This is a genomic window from Bacillus sp. FSL R5-0439, from assembly GCF_038008805.1.
In the GTDB taxonomy this organism is placed as follows: Bacteria; Bacillota; Bacilli; order Bacillales; family Bacillaceae; genus Bacillus; species Bacillus safensis.
In genome coordinates this window covers 2,646,012-2,666,583 of the sequence record NZ_JBBOZW010000001.1, presented here as the reverse complement: position 1 = coordinate 2,666,583, position 20,572 = coordinate 2,646,012, and the positions used below count along the sequence as shown (strand labels likewise).

General features: G+C 42.1%; 20 protein-coding genes and 1 other annotated feature. Of the genes, 14 read left to right on the top strand and 6 right to left on the bottom strand.

Annotated elements, in window-relative coordinates; genetic code table 11:
- Positions 1–12 precede the first annotated feature (12 nt).
- Positions 13–327: a PepSY domain-containing protein gene (locus NST59_RS13660; protein WP_058838258.1), complete on the bottom strand. Its 315-nt coding sequence runs from the start codon at positions 325–327 to the stop codon at positions 13–15.
- A 199-nt stretch (positions 328–526) separates the two neighbouring features.
- On the opposite strand from NST59_RS13660, the gene NST59_RS13655 reads away from it, so the two are divergent.
- Positions 527–1,600, top strand: coding sequence for a M42 family metallopeptidase (locus NST59_RS13655; protein WP_059375155.1), 1,074 nt, complete (start codon positions 527–529; stop codon positions 1,598–1,600).
- A 249-nt stretch (positions 1,601–1,849) separates the two neighbouring features.
- On the opposite strand, the gene NST59_RS13650 is transcribed toward NST59_RS13655, so the two are convergent.
- Positions 1,850–2,296: a YtoQ family protein gene (locus NST59_RS13650; RefSeq protein WP_024426182.1), complete on the bottom strand. Its 447-nt coding sequence runs from the start codon at positions 2,294–2,296 to the stop codon at positions 1,850–1,852.
- A gap of 200 nt (positions 2,297–2,496) precedes the next feature.
- Between NST59_RS13650 and NST59_RS13645 the strand changes: the two genes are divergently transcribed.
- The 11 genes from NST59_RS13645 to ccpA all read left to right on the top strand — a co-directional run bounded on the left by NST59_RS13645 (position 2,497) and on the right by ccpA (position 14,065).
- Positions 2,497–3,525: a PTS transporter subunit IIC gene (locus tag NST59_RS13645; protein ID WP_058838261.1), complete on the top strand. Its 1,029-nt coding sequence runs from the start codon at positions 2,497–2,499 to the stop codon at positions 3,523–3,525.
- A complete protein-coding gene (locus NST59_RS13640; protein ID WP_024424860.1) occupies positions 3,512–3,832 on the top strand; it encodes a thioredoxin family protein in 321 nt (106 codons plus the stop codon). The genes NST59_RS13645 and NST59_RS13640 overlap by 14 nt, the downstream gene beginning before the upstream one ends.
- Positions 3,833–3,852: 20 nt before the next feature.
- A complete protein-coding gene (locus tag NST59_RS13635) occupies positions 3,853–4,665 on the top strand; it encodes a DUF1444 domain-containing protein (RefSeq protein ID WP_064497808.1) in 813 nt (270 codons plus the stop codon).
- A 16-nt stretch (positions 4,666–4,681) separates the two neighbouring features.
- On the top strand, positions 4,682–5,287 hold the full coding sequence (gene ytpR / locus NST59_RS13630) for a YtpR family tRNA-binding protein (RefSeq protein WP_024424858.1): 606 nt from the start codon (positions 4,682–4,684) through the stop codon (positions 5,285–5,287).
- Between the two features lie 196 nt (positions 5,288–5,483).
- The gene (locus NST59_RS13625; protein ID WP_151284611.1) at positions 5,484–8,216 is read left to right on the top strand and encodes a DNA translocase FtsK; all 2,733 of its coding nucleotides are present in this window, start codon (positions 5,484–5,486) and stop codon (positions 8,214–8,216) included.
- 300 nt (positions 8,217–8,516) lie between these two features.
- A complete protein-coding gene (gene murC, locus NST59_RS13620) occupies positions 8,517–9,815 on the top strand; it encodes a UDP-N-acetylmuramate--L-alanine ligase (RefSeq protein WP_039180691.1) in 1,299 nt (432 codons plus the stop codon).
- A 224-nt stretch (positions 9,816–10,039) separates the two neighbouring features.
- Positions 10,040–10,459, top strand: a complete 420-nt coding sequence (locus tag NST59_RS13615) for a DUF948 domain-containing protein (protein WP_024424855.1) — start codon at positions 10,040–10,042, stop codon at positions 10,457–10,459.
- A gap of 26 nt (positions 10,460–10,485) precedes the next feature.
- Positions 10,486–10,956 (top strand): YtxH domain-containing protein, encoded by a 471-nt coding sequence (locus NST59_RS13610; RefSeq protein ID WP_039180684.1) that lies wholly within the window; start codon positions 10,486–10,488, stop codon positions 10,954–10,956.
- Between the two features lie 33 nt (positions 10,957–10,989).
- A complete protein-coding gene (gene ytxJ / locus NST59_RS13605; RefSeq protein ID WP_039180682.1) occupies positions 10,990–11,313 on the top strand; it encodes a bacillithiol system redox-active protein YtxJ in 324 nt (107 codons plus the stop codon).
- A gap of 222 nt (positions 11,314–11,535) precedes the next feature.
- A complete protein-coding gene (locus NST59_RS13600; RefSeq protein ID WP_034279528.1) occupies positions 11,536–12,612 on the top strand; it encodes a bifunctional 3-deoxy-7-phosphoheptulonate synthase/chorismate mutase in 1,077 nt (358 codons plus the stop codon).
- A gap of 451 nt (positions 12,613–13,063) precedes the next feature.
- Positions 13,064–14,065: a catabolite control protein A gene (ccpA, locus tag NST59_RS13595; RefSeq protein ID WP_024424851.1), complete on the top strand. Its 1,002-nt coding sequence runs from the start codon at positions 13,064–13,066 to the stop codon at positions 14,063–14,065.
- Between the two features lie 44 nt (positions 14,066–14,109).
- Here the strand turns inward: ccpA and NST59_RS13590 are convergent, their stop codons facing one another.
- From NST59_RS13590 to NST59_RS13580, 3 genes are read right to left on the bottom strand one after another with little or no spacing between them, the layout of a single operon-like run.
- Positions 14,110–15,270 (bottom strand): acetoin utilization protein AcuC, encoded by a 1,161-nt coding sequence (locus NST59_RS13590; protein ID WP_047203484.1) that lies wholly within the window; start codon positions 15,268–15,270, stop codon positions 14,110–14,112.
- Positions 15,267–15,908 (bottom strand): CBS and ACT domain-containing protein, encoded by a 642-nt coding sequence (locus NST59_RS13585; RefSeq protein WP_024424849.1) that lies wholly within the window; start codon positions 15,906–15,908, stop codon positions 15,267–15,269. The genes NST59_RS13590 and NST59_RS13585 overlap by 4 nt, the downstream gene beginning before the upstream one ends.
- A gap of 39 nt (positions 15,909–15,947) precedes the next feature.
- A complete protein-coding gene (locus tag NST59_RS13580) occupies positions 15,948–16,580 on the bottom strand; it encodes a GNAT family N-acetyltransferase (RefSeq protein WP_106025779.1) in 633 nt (210 codons plus the stop codon).
- Between the two features lie 155 nt (positions 16,581–16,735).
- On the opposite strand from NST59_RS13580, the gene acsA reads away from it, so the two are divergent.
- Positions 16,736–18,460, top strand: coding sequence for an acetate--CoA ligase (gene acsA / locus NST59_RS13575; RefSeq protein WP_341040752.1), 1,725 nt, complete (start codon positions 16,736–16,738; stop codon positions 18,458–18,460).
- 58 nt (positions 18,461–18,518) lie between these two features.
- Positions 18,519–18,750: a binding site (T-box leader), on the top strand.
- 52 nt (positions 18,751–18,802) lie between these two features.
- Entirely contained in the window at positions 18,803–20,071 is a 1,269-nt protein-coding gene (gene tyrS / locus NST59_RS13570; RefSeq protein WP_341040751.1) for a tyrosine--tRNA ligase, read from the top strand.
- 86 nt (positions 20,072–20,157) lie between these two features.
- On the opposite strand, the gene NST59_RS13565 is transcribed toward tyrS, so the two are convergent.
- Positions 20,158–20,514, bottom strand: coding sequence for an antibiotic biosynthesis monooxygenase family protein (locus tag NST59_RS13565; protein ID WP_144491314.1), 357 nt, complete (start codon positions 20,512–20,514; stop codon positions 20,158–20,160).
- Positions 20,515–20,572 lie beyond the last annotated feature (58 nt).

Below are 20,572 nucleotides of genomic sequence, written 5' to 3'. Positions count from 1 at the left end.
AAGCTTTCTTGATCAAGCAACAGAATCAATTACATCAACGATCATGCCTGTTTTGGCATCAATCATCACTTCATACTGTTCAAGCTCGCCAAAGGCAGAGCGGGTAATGCCAGATTTGTACACATCAATCGTTTCACCATTTACGGTATACGGTTCTGGTACAGTATAAATCCAAGAGCCATCAATCGGGCCGCGCTGTTTAAAAGCAGATTTCACAATTTTTAATGCTTTTTCAGATGAGATATACGTAGGGAAAAATACTTTCTTTGCAACAATTGCAGCGGCTACTCCAATACTCGCACCAATCAAAATATGTTTTAACTTCAACGTGCTGCACCTCCGTATTGCTGTTTTTTCCATTATACAAAACTTGTCCATTGATGTTAAGGAATCCGAATAATTGAAAGCATATTCAAAATTTCTAGAGAGATACTTGGAAAACCGAAAGAATTCTTATAGTATAAAGTGAGTGTTATTTTTATAGGAATATATATGGTCATTACATAGAAACGAGGTAAACTGTAGAATGAACGAAGAAACATTGTCGCTTTTCCGAAATTTAACAGAATTACAGGGAACACCAGGAAATGAGCACCATGTGCGTGCTTTTATGAAAAAGGAACTTGAGAAATATTCTGATGAACTCATTCAAGACCGTCTTGGCGGAGTGTTTGGCGTACGCAAAGGGCCGGAAAACGCACCGAAAATTATGGTAGCTGGTCATATGGATGAAGTCGGATTCATGGTCTCATCGATCACGAAAAACGGAATGATTCGTTTTCAAACACTTGGCGGCTGGTGGAGTCAAGTCATGCTGGCGCAGCGTGTGGACGTTCATACCGATCACGGGCCAATTCCTGGTGTCGTCTCGAGTACACCTCCTCATCTTCTGACGCCAGAACAAAAAAGCAAACCTGTGAAGCCGTCAGATATGCTTATTGATATTGGTGCAGACAGTGAAGAAGAGGCAAAAGAGCTTGGCGTTCGCCCAGGGCAGCAAATCGTTCCTGCAACGGTATTTACCCCAATGGCGAATCCAAAAAAGATTTTGGCAAAGGCTTGGGATAACCGTTATGGCTGCGGCCTTGCAATTGAATTATTAAAAGAATTAAAAGATGAATCACTTTCATGCCAGTTGTATTCAGGAGCAACTGTTCAAGAGGAAGTAGGGCTTAGAGGAGCTGAGGTAGCTGCAAACATGATTCAGCCAGATCTTTTCTTCGCTTTAGATGCAAGTCCTGCAAACGATGTGACAGGTGATAAAACACAGTTCGGCCAGCTTGGAAAAGGTACACTTCTGCGTATTTTTGACCGCACAATGATTACGCACCGCGGAATGAGAGACTTTGTACTCGATACTGCTGAGACAAACAACATTCCATATCAATATTTCGTATCACCGGGTGGTACGGACGCTGGACGTGTTCATATTTCAAACCAAGGTGTGCCTTCTGCTGTCATTGGGGTATGCGCACGCTACATTCATACAAGTCATTCTGTGTTACATGTGGATGATTACGCAGCGGCAAAAGAGTTAATTGTCCGCCTAGTGAAAAATTGTGATCAAAGTACAGTGGATTCTATTTATCAACAAGTATAAATAGAATAGAAAAAGGCTGCTTCTTCAATGAGAGCAGCTTCAGCGTGTAGACAAACCCTCGCATTCTTTGTCAGTCCTGCGTGCCGGTGCTCACGAATGTACAATTCGCTCCGCTCCGGTACTCGTCCTTCCTAGGGCTGCAAAGGTTTTCTATCACGCTGAAAAGAAGACAAAGGGCTAAAATAAAGATCATTTTAGCCCTTTGTCAACAATCTGAGGCTGCTTCTTCAATAAGAGCAGCCTTTTTTCTTATTGCTGTTCAAACACGTAAGATAACGCCTTGATCGCTTGGTTTACAGTTTCCACAGTGATATTTGCTTTGTTTGAGAGTTCTTTTAGCGGATGGTGCAGCTCTTTTGGACGGATTAAAATCAGAGGTTTCCCTTTTGCAATTGCAGCAGACGCATCCATGGCTGTGTTCCACTGTTTATATTTCTCACCAAAGCGTGCAATGACGACATCTGCTTTGTTTAATAAAATTTCAGTACGAAAATTGTTCAAATCAGACGCTGCATCATCTTTGAAAATGGCATTCGGCTGCTCACCTAAAATATCCTCACCGATGTTATCTGAGCGGTCATGATTCTCCATTGGACCGACAAATGTCACCGGAAGCTTCAAAGATTGGCTTTTTTCCTTGATTTCATCACGCCACTGGCTATGAATTTCTCCAGCTAAATAAACAGTTAATTGCATAACGAACTCCTCCTTTTGTACAAACTTAGTAAAGGTTTGTCCTGTTTCTTTTCATGTTACACAAGAAGTGCTTGATAAAGCAAAAAAAATATGATTATGATATTCATGGTAGAGACAATTTTTCATCGTAAGAATACTACATATAATGGGAAGGACAGGCCTCTTCGTCTTTCCTATGAGAAAGCAGGAAGACGACGTTGATGACTTATTTGAAAAGAAAGGGGATCTCCCTTTCGCCAAAGGTGTATTTCATTGATGCACTTTCTTATATGGCTTTAGGTCTATTTGCTACATTAGTGGTAGGTCTGATTTTAAAAACAGCAGGTGGTCTGTTATCACTTTCTCTCATTGTGAAAATGGGTACGCTTGCTATGGGTCTGATGGGACCGGCAATTGGTGTAGCAGTTGCTTATCGCTTAAATGCTTCTCCATTAATCATTTTTGCAAGTGTTGTCTCAGGTGCCGCTGGAGCAGAGCTTGGGGGACCAGCCGGAAGCTTCGTGGCTGCTCTAATTGGGGTGGAACTCGGCAAACTGGTTAGTGGTGAGACAAGAATTGATATTATTTTAACGCCGCTTGTCACCATTATCACTGGCTTTTTCACTGCTGCTTTCATCGGTCCTGGCATTCAGGCGATGATGACAGGGCTTGGCAGACTTATCATGTGGGGGACAGACCAAAGCCCGCTGATCATGGGCATGCTAGTAGCGACCATTGTTGGACTTGCTCTAAGTTCTCCGATTTCAAGTGCTGCACTTGCGCTCATGCTTGACTTAAGCGGAACAGCTGCTGGTGCTGCAACGATTGGCTGCTGTGCCCAAATGGTTGGCTTTGCTGCTGCAGGTTTTAGAGAAAATCGCTTTGGCGGGCTTGCGGCTGTCGGCATTGGGACGTCAAAGTTGCAGCTTTCGAACATTGTGAAAAACCCCCTCATCCTGATTCCGCCGACGATTGCTGGTCTGATTCTCGCGCCAATTGGTATTATTGGCTTTGGGATGGTCAATAATGCGGCAGGAGCGGGAATGGGAACGAGCGGGCTTGTTGGACAGCTCATGACCCTCACTGTCATGGGGTTTCATCCATCTGTATTTCTGGCGATAGCTCTCTTGCATATCGTTGGCCCGGCAGTGATTAGTTTGGTAGTATCAGAATGGATGAGAAAGAAAGGCTATATACAATTCGGAGATTTAACCATACAAACTGGAGGAATGAAACATGAAAAAAATTGAATCTAACGAAGAATTACAAAAAGTGATTCAAGAAGACTTAACGGTATTGCTATTTTCAGCTGACTGGTGCCCGGACTGCACATTTATTGAGCCATTCTTGCCAGAGCTTGAAGCAAACTACCCAGAATTTGAGTACTTCTATGTCGATAGAGACAAGTTCATTGACACTTGTGCAGAGTGGGAAATTTACGGCATTCCAAGCTTTTTAGTCTTTAAAAACGGACAAGAGATTAACCGCTTTGTTAGCAAAGATCGTAAGACAAAGGAAGAGATAGAAGCATTTTTAACAGATTCTCTTTCTAAATAACGAAAGGAGAGTCTAAAACGATGGCAAAAATGACATCAAGACAGCTTGCGAATGAACTCAAAAGCCGTCTGACGAACGACAGCTGGTCACACCAGTTTGATCGGGAAAAAGATACGCTTCGTATTGAAGATAAACAAACAGGCAAAGGCATCACACTAGAGCTCCCGCCAATTATTGCAAAGTGGGAAGTAAAGCCTGATGAAACAATTGATGAGATTGTTTATTATGTGAAAGAAGCGCTGAGTGCCATGAAAGGCGAAGCGCAGCACATTTCAGGAAAAGAAAAGCATATCTATCCGGTCATTCGTTCCACTTCCTTTCCTGAGGCATCAAGTGATGGAATTCCGCTCGTATTTGATGAGCATACAGCTGAAACGAGAATCTACTATGCACTTGACCTTGGAAGCACCTACCGATTAATTGATGAAAAGATGCTTCAAAAGGAAAACTGGACAAAAGAGCGAATCAGAGAAACTGCAAGCTTCAACGTTCGTTCACTAGAAACTGTAGTGAAAATGGATGAAGTGGCAGGCAACCTGTTTTATTTCTTCCGTGCAAATGACGGATATGACGCCAGCAGACTTTTAAATGAGTCGTTATTACAAGAATACGCGCAAAAAATAGAAGGACAAATGGCGATTTCTGTTCCTCATCAAGATGTATTCATCATTGCAGATGTTCGCAATGATTCAGGCTATGATATTTTAGGACAGATGTCGATGAGCTTCTTCGCCAGCGGTACGGTTCCGATTACCGCATTGTCATTTTTATATGATGAGGGTAAGCTTGAACCGATCTTTATACTTGCAAAAAGCAGACCAAAACAGCAGTAGAAGGGAATTTTGAAGAATGAATGTTTTTTATAATGCAGAAGGTGTAGGCGACACACTCCTTATTTCATTGAAAGATGTGACGAGAGAAGAAGTAGGACATGAGACGTTTGGAGATGTTGTACGAATCTTCAATCAAGAAACAAAAGAAACAACAGGCTTTAATATCTTCAATGCATCTACTTACATGAAAATTGAAGAAAACGGATCTGTCCCGCTTTCTGAAACCATTGTTCAAGATATCAATGAAATTTTAAACCGCAACGGTGTCAGTGAAACGTTGACTGTGGATCTATCACCAAAATTTGTTGTCGGCTATGTAAAGGAAAAAGAAAAGCATCCGAATGCAGATAAATTAAACATTTGCCAAGTTGATGTGGGCGATGAAACCTTACAAATCGTGTGCGGTGCACCAAACGTTGACCAAGGCCAATATGTCGTGGTGGCGAAGGTCGGCGCAGTGATGCCAAGCGGTATGGTCATCAAAGATGCTGAGCTAAGAGGGGTTCCATCAAGCGGCATGATTTGTTCAGCAAAAGAGTTAGATCTTCCAGACGCACCTGCTGAAAAAGGGATACTTGTTTTAGATGGTAGCCATCAAGCTGGCGAACCCTTTAAAGCATAACCTCCCATAAACGGGCACATAGGAGCGAAGAATGTGTTATACCAAAAGTCACTAAGTACGTACTTAGTGACTTTTTTTCATCTACAGACAGCATGAACAGCATAAACCGGCACTTTTCTCGCTTTTCTGCATGAAAAAGCAATGGTATACTAAAAATCGCCCAAGAAAACGTAAGGGGAGTTAAAGTGAGTGATAAATGATGAGTTGGTTAGATAAATTTTTTAGTGTATTTTTAGGAGAAGAAAAGAAAGAAGAAAAAGCTGTAAGACCTGAAGAAGATCTAGCTGCACCAAAGCAGCCAGCTTTTGAACAGCATAAAGAATATAAAAAAATCGAAGATACGAAAGTGTATTATGAATATCCAAAAGGCAACTTTCGGTTTCCGCTCGTTCCAGATGAACCTCTGCGTGACGGAGTGAAGCCGGAGAGAAAACACGCCAAACCAAGACAGTCAAAGACTAGACAGACAACCTATCAGCCTAAACAAACGCTTCAGCCTGATATGAATAAAAAGCCATTCAAGCCAGAGCAAATTCCATCACCGATCTATGGCTATCATCAGGATATGCGTCCAAAAAAGGCAGAAGCAAAAGAGGAAGTAGGTTCAGTTCAAAGGAAAGCAGCAGAAGAAACGGCGCAGCGTGTCACATTGTTATCAGAAGAGGCAGAGCGTGAACGGAATGTCAGGCAGCAAATGAACATCCCATCTATTCAGAAAGAAAAACGTATCGAGGAAATGGTTTCAGCATCAGCAAAAGAGAGAGCGGATAAGGAGCCAGAAGTAACCCCGCATACATTGGAAGAGGAACTCGCTTATCAAGATCATGTTCAATCGACGATGGAACGTTTAACTGACGAGCCTTTCCAGCTAGAAGAAAACGAGCCAGAAGATTATCATGAAGCTGATTTACATAAGCAGCAAGCCGAAGTCTATCAGGATCAGGTGGTACAGTCCGAGCCGGAACAGGCTGCCACCAGCGATGAAGAAGAAATAAAAGACGAGCCTGTTCATCAGTTTGAAGATCATACTGTGGAAATAGACATGTTGACCTTCGAAACACCGGAACCTTCGCAGCCAGCGATTGAAATGGAAGCAGACATTCTAGCAGAAGAAGAAGCGGCGTTAACAGAAAATATGTCAGCAGAACCAGTGGAAGAAGTAGAAGCTGATCCAATAGAAGACAAACAAGAAGAAGCGCCCGCGGCAGCATATGAAGAAGCTGATCCAGTCCAACATGACCTGCAGGAAGATCAGCTGGTTCAAGAAGCTGAATTTGAAGAAGAACAAGTGATGCCAGTAGAACAAGTAACAGAGGAACAAACTGCATCTGAACCTGCAGAAACGGTCATAGAACAGACAGAGCAGCAAGAACAAACGCACGAAGTCAAGAAAGAAGAACCAAAACAGACATCTCCGCAGCCACCACGCGCAAGCGGTCAAACCACTACGGTTCCGTTTAATGTCATGATGTTAAAAAGTGATCAGCGCGTGCAAGGGCAAAAGAAAGCAGCCGATACACAAGGGTATGTTTTTCCAAGTCTCGCCCTTTTAGACGTACCGCCAGCTCAAAAAGAAGAGGACGGAACATGGGTGAAAGAGCGGGCAGAGCTGCTTAATGCGACGCTTAAAAATTTCAATGTAAGAGCAAGTGTTGTTCATGTCACACAGGGCCCTTCTGTGACAAGGTTTGAAGTACATCCAGAACCAGGTGTCAAAGTGAACAAAATCACGAACCTGTCAGATGATATTAAACTTAGTTTGTCCGCAAAGGATATTCGAATTGAAGCACCGATTCCAGGGAAGAACACGATCGGGATCGAAGTGCCAAACCTGCACAGTAAAATGGTGTTCTTAAGAGAAATGATCAGAAGCAGTGCTTTTAGAGATAATCCATCTCCTTTAACAGCAGCACTTGGATTAGATATCTCAGGCCAGCCTGTCGTGGTTGATCTGCAAAAAATGCCGCACGGCTTAATTGCTGGAGCAACTGGTTCAGGAAAAAGTGTCTGCATTAATACGATTTTAGTGAGCTTAATGTTTAAAGCATCACCAGATGAAGTGAAAATGCTCTTAATTGACCCTAAAATGGTTGAATTAGCGCCGTATAATCACATTCCGCATCTTGTGAGTCCTGTCATTACCGATGCCAAGACAGCAACAGCTGCTCTGAAATGGGTAGTGGATGAAATGGAAAGACGCTATGAACTATTTGCACACTCTGGCGTGAGAGAAATTAAACGATTCAATGAGCTTGTAAAAGAAAAACAAATGGGTGAAAAACTGCCTTATCTCGTCGTGGTGATCGATGAGCTGGCTGATTTAATGATGGTCGCACCAAATGAAGTCGAAGAAAGCATCTGCCGAATTGCTCAAAAAGCAAGAGCATGCGGCATTCACTTATTGATTGCGACACAAAGACCTTCTGTTGATGTCATCACAGGTCTCATTAAAGCCAATATCCCAACAAGAATTGCGTTTTCTGTTTCAAGTCAGGTTGATTCAAGAACGATCATTGACATGGCCGGTGCTGAAAAGCTTCTTGGAAAAGGAGACATGCTCTTCTTAGAAAATGGCTCCGGCAAGCCGACAAGGCTGCAAGGGAACTTTGTATCAGACCGTGAGATTGATCAAGTGGTGGCACATGTGAGAAAGCAGCGCAAGCCAGTGTTCCTTTTTGAACAGGAGGAACTAATGCTTCAAGGCTCTGCGATTACAGACGAAGATGAATTGTTTATGGATGCCTGCCGTTTTGCCATCGAGCAGAATAGCGCTAGTACATCAAGTTTGCAGCGAAGATTTAGAATTGGCTACAATCGTGCAGCTAGACTGATTGACATGATGGAGCGTGAGGGCATGATTTCTGGTGCGAAAGGCAGTAAGCCAAGAGAAGTGCTCATGACGCTGAGTGACTTAGAACAGTTGATCTAAACAAACCACTTCATTTTTTTTATAAACATGGTATGATAGCACATAGGTGCAATTTTGTAATTGGACGCTTTTCGCATGTCTGCCAGAACGCTTTTTTATGTAAAATAAGCGGAAACAGGTGTTAGAAATGGGAAAGTTGTCGGATACTAATCATAGTTAATATTGATTAGAATAGGAAGATCGGAAAATCTTTATTTGGAGCTGCGATCTGTGATCAGCTAGAGGCAAAAATCACAAGTTGCAAATTGAAATGAGCGTCATATACTGTAAGTCAGATAGACGTTTGTTGGAGGTACAATTATGACTGTTTATCATTTTGTTGGAATAAAAGGGACAGGTATGAGTCCACTGGCCCAAATTCTTCATGATACTGGGTATACTGTCCAAGGATCGGATATCGAAAAACATATCTTTACACAAAAAGCATTAGAAGAACGAAATATTAAAATTCTACCATTTGACCCAGATAATATTCAGCCAGGGATGACGGTCATCGCAGGAAATGCATTCCCTGATACACACCCTGAGATTGAACGTGCCCTTTCTGAAGGGATTCCTGTCATTCGTTACCATAAATTCCTTGGAGAATACATGGATTCATTCACAAACGTTGCGATTACTGGTGCTCATGGCAAAACATCGACAACAGGACTGCTTGCTCACGTCATGCAGGCAGCAAAACCTACTTCGTACTTAATCGGTGATGGATCTGGAATGGGGAAAGAAAACAGCGAGTATTTTGTCTTTGAAGCATGCGAATACCGCAGACACTTCCTCAGCTATCATCCAGATTATGCGATCATGACCAATATTGATTTTGATCACCCTGATTATTTCTCAGATATTGATGACGTATTTGATGCGTTTCAAAACATGGCGCTTCAAGTGAAAAAAGCGATTATTGCTTGCGGTGATGATGAGCACTTGCCAAAAATTCAAGCGAAGGTACCTGTTGTGTACTACGGTTTCAACGAAGAAAATGATTTCCAAGCTCGCAATGTTGTGAAAAATACGGAAGGTACTACATTTGATGTATTTGTACGCAATACGTTTTATGATACCTTCTACATTCCTGCCTACGGAAATCATAATGTCCTCAACTCGTTAGCTGTTATCGCATTATGTCACTATGAGTCCATTGATGTAGAGCTTATCAAAGGCGCATTAAAGACATTTGGCGGTGTGAAACGACGCTTTAATGAAAAAGTGGTCGGTGAGCAGGTCTTAATTGATGATTATGCACATCATCCAACTGAAATTGAAGTCACAATTGAAGCAGCTCGCCAAAAATATCCGGACCGTGATATTGTGGCTGTCTTCCAGCCGCATACCTTCACACGTACACAGCAATTCTTAAGTGAATTTGCTGATAGTCTAAAGAAAGCCGACTATGTCTACCTTTGTGATATTTTCGGTTCAGCCCGCGAAAATATTGGGAAGCTGAGCATTGAAGATTTAAGAGAAAAAATCCCGCAGGCCCAATTGATTGAGGAAGAAGATACATCTGTGCTGAAAGCGCACGAAGATGCAATTCTGATCTTTATGGGAGCAGGAGACATTCAAAAATATTTGCGTGCTTATGAAAAAGTCGCTGTATAAATGCTAAACGAAAAGTGCCGTGTAAAACGGCACTTTTTTTATTTTGAATAAAATGTGACAAAAGAGCTAAATGTGTCAACATGTGCCGCTTTTTTTCGTTCGCTGTGGACAGGAATTAGCGAATAAGTGTAGAATTATTATTCAATCGGTCATTCTAGGCGATGTTTGAATGATACAACGAGAGGGTAATGAATTGAATATGCCCGCAGCAAAGGAGGTATCAGATGATTATTATTCTATATCTAAGCGTTGCACTGATCGCAATTGCTTTCCTCATTCTTGTCATCTATTTGTCCAAAACATTAAAATCCTTACAGCTGACATTAAAGAATGTTGCATCAACTTTAGAAGGTCTTGAAGGTCAGATGCAAGGTATCACCACAGAGACAGCACAGTTGCTACATAAGACGAATCAGCTTGCTGAAGATATTCAAGACAAATCGGCAAAACTTAACACAGTTGTGGATGCGGTGCAGGGAATTGGTGGCTCGATCAACCAATTTAATACAAGCATAAAGCAGGCAGCTGGTGCGGTTTCTTCATCCGTTGAAAGAAATCAAGAAAAAGTGACGGATGTGGTTAGCTGGAGTAACGCAGCACTTGAAATTTATAAAAAATGGAAACAGCGTAAACACCAAAAATAAACCATATTCGCATAGGAGGAATAATCATGAGCAAAGACGGAATCAATAGCAAAGACTTTTTGATCGGAACACTTATTGGTGGAATTGTTGGTGCAACAACAGCATTATTTTTAGCACCGAAGTCAGGGAAAGAGCTTCGCGATGATTTGAACACCCAAGCGAATGTTTTAAAAGAAAAAACAGATCGACTCGCAACAGATGCAAAAGAAAGAGGCACTGAATATGTGACGATTGCGAAAGATAAAACGTCTGAATTGTCTCAGCTTGTAGCAGAGCAGTCAAATCAGATTTTAGACAAAGTGAAAGACATAAAAGACCGTGCAGCTGGTAAAGCTAATCATGTGAAAAGTGAAGCAGAAGATGCGGCAGCTGATTTAGCAAGCGAAGCATCAGATGTAGCTGATGAAGCAAAAGTACGAGCACAAGAAGCAAAATCAGAAATTGAAGACGGCATCAAAGATATCAAAGAAAAAGTAGAACAATCTACTAAAGGCTAACCCTCACAGCTCGAAGTGAAGAAGGAGAACATCATGTCAAAACAACTCATTGAAACAGAAGAACAGTTTGATCAACTAACTAATCAAGATGGGACGTTTGTCTTTTTTAAACACAGTTTGACATGTCCGATCAGCCAAGCGGCTTTTCATGAGTTTGAAGCATTTGCGTCTGCACACGAAGACGTGCCAACGTATTTCTTGCAAATTCAAAATACGAGAGAGCTTTCATCCTACGTGGCTGAAAAATCGGGTGTAAAGCACGAAAGTCCTCAAGCACTCGTCTTTAGTGGTGGAAAAGTGAAGTGGCATGCATCCCACTCAAGCATTACAAAAGAAGCGCTTGAACATAATCTGTAAAAGAAAGAAACGTCAGCAGCGGCTGACGTTTTTTTTATAAAAAAAGGTTTACTTGAACGAAAAGTATGCTATAATCTTACATACAATACTTTACCGCTTAAAAGCGTTTGGGTAATAAAGAAAATTTTCGTGACAATTCCGAAATCTTTGTTTATAATAAACCCTATCATGCAAGAATGAAAAAATAAAAAGCGAGAACAGGCAGAGGAAAGGATGACAAAAATGAGCAACAATGAACTAGAAAAATTGAGGCAGCAAGCAGATGAACTAAATCTTCAAATCTTAAAACTGATCAATGAAAGAGGAAACATTGTAAAAGAAATTGGAAAAGCGAAAGAAGCGCAAGGTGTCAACCGTTATGATCCTGTCAGAGAGCGCACAATGCTGAACCAAATTCTTGAAGAAAATGATGGACCATTTGAAAACTCAACCATTCAGCATATTTTCAAAGAGATTTTCAAAGCAGGTCTAGAGCTTCAAGAAGATGACCATAGCAAAGCACTTCTTGTTTCTCGTAAGAAAAAACCAGAAAACACAATCGTGAACATCAATGGGGAAGCGATCGGTGATGGAAAGCAGCGCTTCATCGTTGGACCATGTGCTGTTGAAAGCTACGAGCAAGTTGCAGAAGTAGCTGCAGCAGCGAAACAACAAGGGTTAAAACTACTACGCGGAGGCGCATTTAAACCTCGTACAAGTCCATACGATTTCCAAGGACTTGGTGTAGATGGTCTTAAGATTCTAAAGCGTGTAGCGGATGAATACGGTCTTGCTGTCATTAGTGAAATTGTTAATCCTGCTCATATTGAAGAAGCGATTGAGCATATTGATGTCATCCAAATTGGGGCACGTAACATGCAAAACTTTGAACTGTTAAAAGAAGCCGGTTCCGTGAAGAAACCAGTTCTTTTAAAACGCGGCCTTGCAGCGACCATTTCAGAATTCATCAATGCCGCTGAATACATCATCGCCCAAGGAAATGATCAAATCATCCTTTGCGAGCGCGGTATCCGCACATACGAAACAGCAACAAGAAATACACTAGATATCTCGGCAGTGCCAATCTTGAAACAAGAGACACATTTACCAGTCTTCGTTGATGTGACACATTCAACTGGACGTAGAGATCTTCTCCTTCCAACAGCAAAAGCAGCTCTTGCGATTGGAGCAGACGGTGTTATGGCAGAAGTACATCCAGATCCATCTGTTGCTCTATCTGATTCAGCGCAGCAAATGGACATTCCACAATTCGAAAAATGGTTAGATGCGTTAAGACCACTTGTCAACATTCACGCGTAATCATAGATAGAAATCGCCGCCGGAGACTGCCCGGCGGTTTTTTTATGGAATAAATACGATGAAGTTTGGGAATGAAAGGAAGAAAGCACATTGCAAGTTCAAAAAGAGCTTGTTCACAATGTTTTCATTTTTAAAAATCGATAGAATCTGTTAAGATCATTGTCATAGCTGGCGTTCTCGATGGTTTTTTATGAAATATGATTCAAATTACAGGTAACAAGCTGTTTAAAGTTTGTTTAATTTAGTTATAAAAAGAAAGGGAACGTTTTCATATGACAAAAAAACGTGTATAATTTCATAAAAGAATGTCATTTTGATGTAGATTGAAAAATTATGTGTCTCTTTTCATCGTTTTAATGACAAATAGGATATTATTTTCCTCGTATCTGACATGTCTCTATCCAATTGGTGAATGCTATAGATATGAAGTGTATTTGAAGGAGTGATTTATGTGAATAATGTTACAATATATGATGTAGCAAGAGAAGCAAATGTAAGTATGGCAACGGTATCACGCGTAGTAAATGGTAATCCAAACGTAAAACCAACAACAAGAAAAAAGGTGCTTGAAGCGATTGATCGCCTTGGCTATCGTCCGAATGCAGTGGCACGAGGCCTAGCAAGTAAAAAAACAACGACAGTTGGGGTCATCATCCCTGATATTTCTAGTATCTTCTATTCTGAATTAGCACGCGGTATTGAAGATATCGCCACGATGTACAAATACAACATCATTTTGAGCAACTCAGATCAAAATACTGATAAAGAGCTTCATTTGTTAAATACGATGCTCGGTAAACAAGTAGACGGAATTGTCTTTATGGGCGGAAACATCACAGACGTGCATGTGGAAGAATTTAAGCGCTCTCCTGTACCGATTGTTCTTGCAGCATCTGTGGAAGAGCAAGCTCAAACACCATCTGTCAATATCAACTATGAGCAGGCCATTTATGATTCCGTTCAGCTGTTAGTTGAAAAAGGACATAAACGAATTGCGTTTGTTTCTGGTCCAATGTCAGAACCAATTAATTCCGTGAGAAAACTTGCAGGTTATAAGCGTGCGCTTGAAGAAGCGGGCATCGCGTTTGACGATGCACTCGTCGCTGAAGGCGATTACTCTTATGATTCTGGAATTGAAGCACTCGCTCATCTGCTCGAGCAGTCTGACAAGCCGACAGCTGTTATCGCAGCTACAGATGAAATGGCGCTAGGTGTCATTCACGGAGCACAAGACAGAGGGGTATCCATTCCTGAAGATTTAGAAGTGATTGGCTTCGATAACACAAGACTTTCTCTCATGGTGCGTCCTCAGCTGACAACAGTCGTTCAGCCGACATATGATATTGGTGCTGTTGCCATGAGACTGCTCACAAAGCTGATGAACAAAGAACAAGTGGACGATCAAATTGTTGAGCTTCCGCACAGAATTGAAGAAAGACAATCAACGAAATAAAACAAAAAAAGCAGGCTTACCTTATGAGGGAAAGCCTGCTTTTCTTATGCCTTTTTCTTTTCTCTTCTAACAGGCATGAGTGCTTTTTCTACTGTTTGAGCATTCTTTTCTGTGATTTCAGCTTTTCTTGGGATCGGTGGATATAAATCGTCAGGGTCTCTCCACGTAGGTGGAAGGGTAACAGGCGATTGCTTATTCCAGGCTTGAATCCAATCCCGAGGGAGTTCATCTGGCGGTGTAATGCCTTTCATCTCAAGCCAAATACGGCTCCACGCTCTTGGGACGACACGCCAAATATCATATCCCCCTCCGCCAACAGCGATCCATTTGCCATCACAATATTGATGCGCAAGCTCATGGGCAATTCTAGGAATTTCCTCATATATTTTCATGGTGGCAGATAAATGAGTTAACGGATCATAGTAGTGTGCATCGGCCCCGTTTTGCGTCAAAATCACATCTGGTTTAAAAAAAGCAGCAATCTCAGTCACTGCTGTTCGGTATGCTTCGAGGAACGATTCATCTTCCGTAAATGCATCTAGCGGAATATTATAGGCGTAGCCATAGCCTTTATCGTGGCCTCTTTCCTGTACTTGTCCGGTTCCAGGGAACAAGTAGCGTCCCGTTTCATGAATGGAGACTGTACATACCTCTGGGTCGTCATAGAAGCTGAACTGGACACCATCGCCGTGATGAGCATCCGTATCAATATATAAAATTCTAGCGCCATACGTCTTTTGAATATATTGAATCGCCACTGAGCTGTCATTATAAATACAAAAGCCAGATGCACGCCCTTTGAACCCGTGGTGAAGCCCGCCGCCAAGATTGAGTGCATGCTGGGAATGACCGAGCATCACTTGATCAACTGCTGTTAACGTTCCGCCAACAAGGAGAGATGCCGCCTCATGCATGCCTGCGAACATCGGTGTATCCTCTGTGCCAAGACCGTAGCGTTCCCCCTCTGCTGTAGACAGCTTTCCTTCACTTGCCCGTTGCACGGCCTGGATATAATCTGCTGTATGGACGAGCTTTAATTCCTCCAGAGTAGCCATACGCGGTGCGACGATTTCATCCTCTGTTAACGCCTTCATTTTTTGAAGAAGATCATACGTTAAGTAGACACGAAGCTGATTGAAGGGATGATCTTGGTTAAATTGGTACGTTTGAAAAGATGGTGAAAAAACAAAGGTCGCTTCCTTCATTTGATCGTCTGCTCCATAGGCCAGAGCACTTTATAGCCTTTTGCGCGAATCAGCTTCGTCACATGATCTGCATGAATGGTTTGAAGGCGGAATACGAGCACTTTAGAAGCCTCATTGGCATGAGGATACACAAGCACACTCAGCAATTGAATATGCTGCTCCTTTAAAATGGCTGTAATGTCTGCGAGGCCTTCAGTCATCTGCTCCACTTCAACCTCTAAGTGTGATCCAGGCTGATCTGCACCTGTCAGTCTTACAAACGTACGAAGCAGATCTGTTTTTGTGATAATGCCTACAAGCTTGCCGCGTCTCACCACTGGAAGACAGCCAATTCCGTGCTCAAAAAAAACACTTGATATCTCCTCAACGAAATCAAGCGGGTGAGCAGTGATCGTTTCTAATACCATGATCTCTTCGACTGGCCGCTGAATAAAGAGCTTTCTTTTCTCTGTTTCAAAAATACTTGGACTGGCATTTTTAATATCCCGATCTGTCACCATCCCAATGACAGATCCTTGATCAGATACGATCGGAATATGCCGGATGTGATGTGCACTCATTTTTTGAATGGCTTCTTCAATCGTATCGGTTTTTCGCAGCGTGATCACATCACGCTCCATAATTTGTTCAATCATCATTGTTTACCAATCCCCTTTGCCAAAAAAACGAATTGAACGTTAATACATAAAGCGCTGATGGAAGCGAAGACGATCGAAACGCTCGATCGAATCAGGACTCACATGTTTCCCAATTCTGGCCATTAAACAATTGGCTGGATGTGAGCTAATCTCTGGCTCGTCTGTTGCAAACCAGACAAGACCGCCTGCGTTCATCATTTTCTCCATCATTTTGCGGTACTCCCAAACGTTTTTCTTTGTCCCCTTTAAATCCCAATGCCAGTAATATTCAGTTGTAATGATGATGTAATTCTCCATTTGCTCATCCATCATGCTCACATCAAGCAAATGCTTGCCAAGTGAGCACCCTCTATATGGAGGAGCGACCTCAATTGCGCCAAGCTCAATTAAATTCTCCATTTTGCCCTCTGACCAGCGCTCAAGTGGATCAGGATACAAATACGTGACATAGCCTACGACAAGCTCATTCACTCTTGCAATGATAATACGTCCTTCTGGAAGATCTGCTATTTCAACAAGTGCTTGCTTCTGTTCCTCAGGCGTGCGAAATGCCGTTAGTCCTTCATGAAACGTATAGTTCGCAAGCGCTGATGCAGGTACCGGTCCTTCAATCAGGATGGAACCTGTTTCTCGCTCAATGGTTTTTGAATAATAAGTTTTAGGATGCTCCACGTATCCACCGCCCCTAATTCTAGTGAGTCGTCTCTATTCTATCTTAAATCTTGTAAGAATTAAAACGGTTTCATCAGAAGTTTTTTAAAAATTGAGAAAAAAAGTCATCTATACTATAATGGTCATTGTAAACGTATGCAAAGGGGGACTGTTTGATGAAATTGGAAACGCTACCATCAGTAAAAGGGGATTATCATTTAAATGATTATGAGCAGGCATACAAAGATTTTTCATGGGAGGAAGCTAGAAAAAACTTCTCCTGGTATGAAACAGGAAAAATAAATGCAGCCTATGAAGCGATTGACAGACATGCGGACTCGTTTCGTCAGAACAAGGTGGCGCTTCACTACAAAGATTCACAGCGGGATGAAAAGTATACGTTCAGGGATATGAAAATCAACACAAACAAAGCGGGAAATCTATTCAAAGAAAAGGCACATGTGGAAAAAGGGGATCGCGTGTTTATCTTTATGCCAAGATCACCTGAGCTCTATTTTCTTCTGCTAGGCGCAGTGAAAATTGGGACGATCGTTGGCCCGTTATTTGAGGCATTTATGGAAGGTGCCGTCAAAGACCGTTTAGAAAATAGTGAAGCAAAGGTGATCGTGACAACACCCGATCTACTTGAACGAATTCCATTTGCAGAGCTTCCAAAGCTTGAATCTGTCATCATTGTCGGCGGTGAAAATGAAGACGTCGATGGCGTTCGGACAATTCACTATGAAGAGGCGTTTGAGGAGGCAGCAAAGGAGCTTGAAATTGAATGGATGGATGAAAAAGACGGCTTCCTGCTTCATTACACATCAGGATCTACTGGTACGCCAAAGGGTGTGCTTCATGTCCATGGTGCAATGGTGCAGCAAGGTCAGACTGGTAAATGGGTGCTTGACTTGAAAGAAGATGACGTTTACTGGTGTACAGCTGATCCAGGCTGGGTTACAGGCACAGTGTACGGTATTTTTTCACCGTGGTTTAATGGGGCGACGAATGTGATTTTAGGCGGCCGGTTTAATCCTGATACGTGGTATGAAACCATTGAATCACTCGGTGTAACCGTTTGGTACAGTGCCCCGACAGCCTTTAGAATGCTCATGGGGGCAGGGGATGACCTCATTCAAAAATATGACCTCAGCTCGCTCCGTCATGTCTTAAGTGTGGGAGAGCCTCTTAATCCAGAAGTCATCCGCTGGGGAGATGCTGTTTTTGGCAAACGAATTCACGACACTTGGTGGATGACAGAAACGGGAGCACAGCTGATTTGTAATTATCCATGCATGGACATCAAGCCAGGCTCAATGGGAAAACCAATTCCAGGCGTAGAAGCGGCGATTGTGGATAATGCAGGAAATGAACTTCCGCCATACCGGATGGGCAACCTTGCGATTAAAAAAGGCTGGCCTTCTATGATGCATACGATCTGGAACAATCCTGAAAAATATGAATCTTACTTTATGCCGGGAGATTGGTATGTTTCAGGAGATTCAGCTTATATGGACGAAGACGGATACTTTTGGTTCCAGGGACGTGTCGATGATGTCATCATGACGTCAGGAGAGCGGGTCGGTCCATTTGAGGTGGAAAGTAAACTGGTCGAACATCCAGCCATTGCAGAGGCTGGTGTCATTGGAAAGCCAGATCCGGTCCGCGGTGAGATTATTAAAGCATTTATTGCGCTCAGAAGCGGATATGAGCCGACAGATGAGCTGAAAGAAGAGATTCGTACGTTTGTGAAAAAAGGACTCGCAGCACATGCGGCACCGCGAGAAATTGAGTTTAAAGACAAACTGCCAAAAACGAGAAGCGGAAAAATTATGAGACGTGTGCTAAAGGCGTGGGAGCTGAATTTACCTGCTGGCGACCTTTCGACAATGGAAGATTAATTTTTTCATCAGTTGACTTGATATCAAAAGTGTGTTAAAAATGACATTAGTTGAATATGAAAAGGTTTTGACTGAGATTCAGTAGAATGATCTTTCCCTGTTTTAGAGAGCTGACGGCTGGTGCAAGTCAGTACAAAGAGATATTCGAATTACCCTCACGAACCGCTTTTACGAAAAGGAGCATGCCCTGATTAGTGAAAGAACGGATCTGTCCGTTATCAGTGTAAGTGAAAAGACAAGATTTTTTGTCTTTTAAGCAGGGTGGTACCGCGATATATATCGTCCCTTCGTTCATTCGAAGGGGCGTTTTTTATGTTCATTTTAAACAAAGGAGATTTGGATATGAGTCAATTGATGGAAGAGCTATCGTTTAGAGGATTAATTCAGCAGCAAACAGATGAAGAAGGTTTAACAAAATTATTAGCAGAAGAGAAAATCAAGCTATACTCCGGCTTTGATCCGACAGCTGACAGCTTACACATTGGTCATCTATTGCCAATTTTAACATTACGCAGATTCCAAGAAGCAGGTCATCACCCGATTGCTCTTGTTGGCGGTGCGACTGGACTCATTGGCGATCCTAGTTTCAAAAAAGCAGAACGTTCACTCAACCCAGCAGAAATCGTCGAACAGTGGTCAGATAAAATCAAAGGACAGCTGTCTCAATTTCTTGATTTTGAAGCAGGCGAGAACCCAGCCGTCATCGTGAATAACTACGACTGGATCAGCCAAATGAATGTTATCACGTTCCTTCGTGATATTGGAAAGAACTTCGGTGTAAACTTTATGCTGGCAAAAGATATCGTGAGCTCACGTATCGAAACAGGGATTTCTTACACAGAATTCAGCTACGTCATCCTGCAGTCTTTAGACTTCTTAAACCTTTACAGAAATGAAAATTGTAAGCTGCAAATCGGCGGAAGTGACCAGTGGGGAAATATCACATCTGGACTTGAGCTGATCCGTAAGTCTGAAGCAGAAGGAGCAAAAGCATTCGGTCTGACGATGCCGCTTGTCACAAAAGCAGACGGCACAAAGTTTGGTAAAACAGAAGGCGGCGCTATCTGGTTAGATAAAGAAAAAACGTCTCCATATGAGTTCTACCAATTCTGGATTAACACAGATGACCGTGATGTCGTGAAATACTTAAAATACTTTACGTTCTTATCAAAAGAAGAGATCGCATCGTACGAAGAAAAAGTGCAAACAGCACCTGAAAAGCGTGAAGCGCAGCGCCGTCTAGCAGAGGAAGTGACAACACTTGTACATGGCCGTGAATCACTAGAACAGGCAGTCAACATCTCAAATGCACTATTTAAGGGCGAGATCAAATCTCTTACAGCTGAAGAAGTGAAAGTAGGCTTTAAGGATGTTCCATCAATGGAGAAAAGCAGCACAGAAGAATTAACACTAGTTGATATTCTTGTGGAATCAAAGCTGTCTCCATCAAAGCGTCAAGCACGTGAAGATATCACAAATGGTGCTGTCTCCATCAACGGAGAGAGACAAACAGATAAAGACTATGTTCTCTCAGCTGACGACCGAATTGAAACCCAATTTACCGTTTTAAGAAGAGGGAAAAAGAAATACTTCCTTGTGACGTATAAATAAATCTCTATGAAACAGTAAACATCATGGAAAAGCACCTCAAATGTTCGTGTACATTGAGGTGCTTTTCTTTTTTATGTAGAAGTTGCTCATTCGTCTGCTTCTTGTTCAAGGAGTGAATCTTTGTTTGTATAAGCATGTTCTACCTTACAAATTCGGGTAGTATAGGATTCATACCAATCCTTTTTCCCCTTTTTTTGAACACGCTGATGTGCTGTATGTGCTTTCCATTCTTTGATGGCTGCTAATGAATCCCAGTAAGATACAGTGATCCCAACACCACGTTCATCTCGTACACTTTCTATTCCAAGAAACCCATCTAGATCTTTCGCTAATTCTTCCATTTTTTGAGCAGCCGCAGCGTATTCTTTCTGCTCAACATTTGTTCGTTTTGATGTGAAAATCACGGCATAGTAGGGTGGAGCAGGGGTTTGCGTAAATAGCATCTAGTAGAACCTCCTTTTTCTATTGATATTATATATGAAAGAAAGAAGGTCTCGTAGT

Bases quoted from the DNA above. Each gene is read 5' to 3' on its own strand.
- NST59_RS13585 (WP_024424849.1), bottom strand. From the start codon at position 15,908: ATGATGATTGAACAAATTATGGAGCGTGATGTGATCACGCTGCGAAAA.
- NST59_RS13615 (WP_024424855.1), top strand. From the start codon at position 10,040: ATGATTATTATTCTATATCTAAGCGTTGCACTGATCGCAATTGCTTTC.
- NST59_RS13565 (WP_144491314.1), bottom strand. From the start codon at position 20,514: ATGCTATTTACGCAAACCCCTGCTCCACCCTACTATGCCGTGATTTTC.
- NST59_RS13655 (WP_059375155.1), top strand. From the start codon at position 527: ATGAACGAAGAAACATTGTCGCTTTTCCGAAATTTAACAGAATTACAG.
- ytpR (WP_024424858.1), top strand. From the start codon at position 4,682: ATGAATGTTTTTTATAATGCAGAAGGTGTAGGCGACACACTCCTTATT.
- NST59_RS13590 (WP_047203484.1), bottom strand. From the start codon at position 15,270: ATGAAGGAAGCGACCTTTGTTTTTTCACCATCTTTTCAAACGTACCAA.
- NST59_RS13600 (WP_034279528.1), top strand. From the start codon at position 11,536: ATGAGCAACAATGAACTAGAAAAATTGAGGCAGCAAGCAGATGAACTA.
- ytxJ (WP_039180682.1), top strand. From the start codon at position 10,990: ATGTCAAAACAACTCATTGAAACAGAAGAACAGTTTGATCAACTAACT.
- NST59_RS13625 (WP_151284611.1), top strand. From the start codon at position 5,484: ATGATGAGTTGGTTAGATAAATTTTTTAGTGTATTTTTAGGAGAAGAA.
- NST59_RS13640 (WP_024424860.1), top strand. From the start codon at position 3,512: ATGAAAAAAATTGAATCTAACGAAGAATTACAAAAAGTGATTCAAGAA.
- NST59_RS13635 (WP_064497808.1), top strand. From the start codon at position 3,853: ATGGCAAAAATGACATCAAGACAGCTTGCGAATGAACTCAAAAGCCGT.
- tyrS (WP_341040751.1), top strand. From the start codon at position 18,803: ATGAGTCAATTGATGGAAGAGCTATCGTTTAGAGGATTAATTCAGCAG.
- NST59_RS13645 (WP_058838261.1), top strand. From the start codon at position 2,497: ATGACTTATTTGAAAAGAAAGGGGATCTCCCTTTCGCCAAAGGTGTAT.
- acsA (WP_341040752.1), top strand. From the start codon at position 16,736: ATGAAATTGGAAACGCTACCATCAGTAAAAGGGGATTATCATTTAAAT.
- NST59_RS13650 (WP_024426182.1), bottom strand. From the start codon at position 2,296: ATGCAATTAACTGTTTATTTAGCTGGAGAAATTCATAGCCAGTGGCGT.
- NST59_RS13610 (WP_039180684.1), top strand. From the start codon at position 10,486: ATGAGCAAAGACGGAATCAATAGCAAAGACTTTTTGATCGGAACACTT.
- murC (WP_039180691.1), top strand. From the start codon at position 8,517: ATGACTGTTTATCATTTTGTTGGAATAAAAGGGACAGGTATGAGTCCA.